Source organism: Streptomyces sp. SID3212, assembly GCF_009865405.1.
GTDB lineage: Bacteria > Actinomycetota > Actinomycetes > Streptomycetales > Streptomycetaceae > Streptomyces.
Map to the genome: position 1 here is coordinate 1 of NZ_WWJY01000439.1, position 1,688 is coordinate 1,688.

General features: G+C 74.0%; 3 protein-coding genes. All 3 read left to right on the plus strand.

What is annotated here, in order from left to right; all coding sequences use genetic code 11:
- On the plus strand, positions 1 to 812 hold an 812-nt coding region (locus GT042_RS13030; protein ID WP_161308866.1), incomplete at its 5' end, for an FAD-dependent oxidoreductase.
- A gap of 290 nt (positions 813 to 1,102) precedes the next feature.
- Positions 1,103 to 1,432 (plus strand): YciI family protein, encoded by a 330-nt coding sequence (locus GT042_RS13035; RefSeq protein WP_161308867.1) that lies wholly within the window; start codon positions 1,103 to 1,105, stop codon positions 1,430 to 1,432.
- A 26-nt stretch (positions 1,433 to 1,458) separates the two neighbouring features.
- Positions 1,459 to 1,688 (plus strand): sigma factor (locus GT042_RS13040; protein WP_345943758.1); only part of this gene is annotated, 230 nt, incomplete at its 3' end.

Below are 1,688 nucleotides of genomic sequence, written 5' to 3' on the forward strand. Positions count from 1 at the left end.
CCGTCCACCTCCACCACCAGCCGGTCGGCGCCCGCGCCGTCGTCGTCGGGGCCGAGCCCGTCAGCTACTCCGCGGTGCGCACGCTGCGCGGCGCCGGGGTGGAGATCGCCGCCATGGTCACCGACCAGCCGCGCCACCAGTCGTCCTGGCCGGCGGGGTTCGGGGCCCGGCTGCACCGGCGCGTACCGCTCCTGACGGGCACGACGGTGACCGAACTGTTCGGCCGGGGCCGGCTGACCGGGGTCGCGCTGCGGCACACCGACGGCAGGACGGTCACCCTCGGCTGTGACACGGTCGTCTTCACCGGCGACTGGATCCCCGAGCACGAACTGGTCCGCCTGGGCGGGATCACGCTGGACCGGGGCACCCGGGGACCCGCCGTCGACACCGTGTTCCGTACCGGCGCGGCGGGGGTCTTCGCCGTCGGCAACCTGCTGCACGCCGTCGAGCCGGCGGGCACCGCCGCCCGGGAGGGCCGGCTCGTCGCGGGCCCGGTGCTGCGCTACCTCTCCGACGGGCGGTGGCCGGACGGGCAGCTGGCGGTGGAGGTCGACGCGCCTCTGCGGTGGGTGGCGCCGAACCGTATCGACCCCAGGGGCCCGCGCCCGCCGCTCGGCCGTTTCGCCCTCCGTACGGCACGGTCCGACGGCCGATTGTCGGCGCTGGTCGTCAGCCAGGACGGCCGGGTGCTGCACCGCGAGCGCCTGCGGCGCGGCGCGCTGCCGAACCGTCCGCTGTACGTCTCCGCCGACTGGATCGACCGGGCGGATCCGGGCGGGGGCCCGGTCGTGATCACGGGCCAGGACGGCTGATCCCGTACGGGGCCGGAGGCGTACGACGGCATGAAGCGGCCCCACCGGCAAGGGGGGGTAGCCGGTGGGGCCGGGGCGCGCACCGGCAAGGGGGTGGCCGGTGGGCCGAGGACCTCGGCGGCCCGGGGGGACGGGCCGCGAACTCGGGTCGATGATGCGTCTGCCCGGTGTCCGACGGCATATGCGTACGGACCGAAAAGTTTTTTCGGCGGACCTGTCGATCCTGTCGTGCGACGCGCGTCGTACTCATGTAGGACGACCCAGAGGCACCATCCGCCCCAGGAGGAACCATGAAGTACCTGCTGCTGATCTGCACCGACGACTCCGTCACCATCGACGACCCGGCGGAACTCGACGCCCAGGCCTGGGTGGACGAGATGGACGCCCGGGGCGCGCGCCTGATGGGTGACCGGGTGCGGCCCGCCGAGGACGTCACGACCGTACGGGTACGGGAGGGCTCGCTGCTCCTCACGGACGGTCCCTTCGCCGACTCGAAGGAGCACATGGCCGGCTTCGACGTCATCGACTGTGCGGACCTGGACGAGGCGGTCGAGATCGCGTCGAGGCACCCGATGGCCCGGTTCGGCATGGTCGAGGTGTGGCCGTTCTGGACGGAGTGAGGGAGTGAGAGTGAGGGAGTGACGGAGTGAGCGACGAGGTGGACGCGGGCGCGCGCGACGGGGTGAGCCAGGCGGTCGCCGCCGCGTACGCCGAGGAGTGGGGCCGGATCGTGGCGTCCCTGATCCGGTTCACCGGCGACTGGGACCTGGCGGAGGAGTGCGCGCAGGACGCCTTCGCGCGGGCGGTGGAACGCTGGCCGCGCGACGGGGTGCCGCGCCGTCCCGGCGCCTGGCTCACCACCACCGCCCGCAACCG

Bases quoted from the DNA above. Each gene is read 5' to 3' on its own strand.
- GT042_RS13035 (WP_161308867.1), top strand. From the start codon at position 1,103: ATGAAGTACCTGCTGCTGATCTGCACCGACGACTCCGTCACCATCGAC.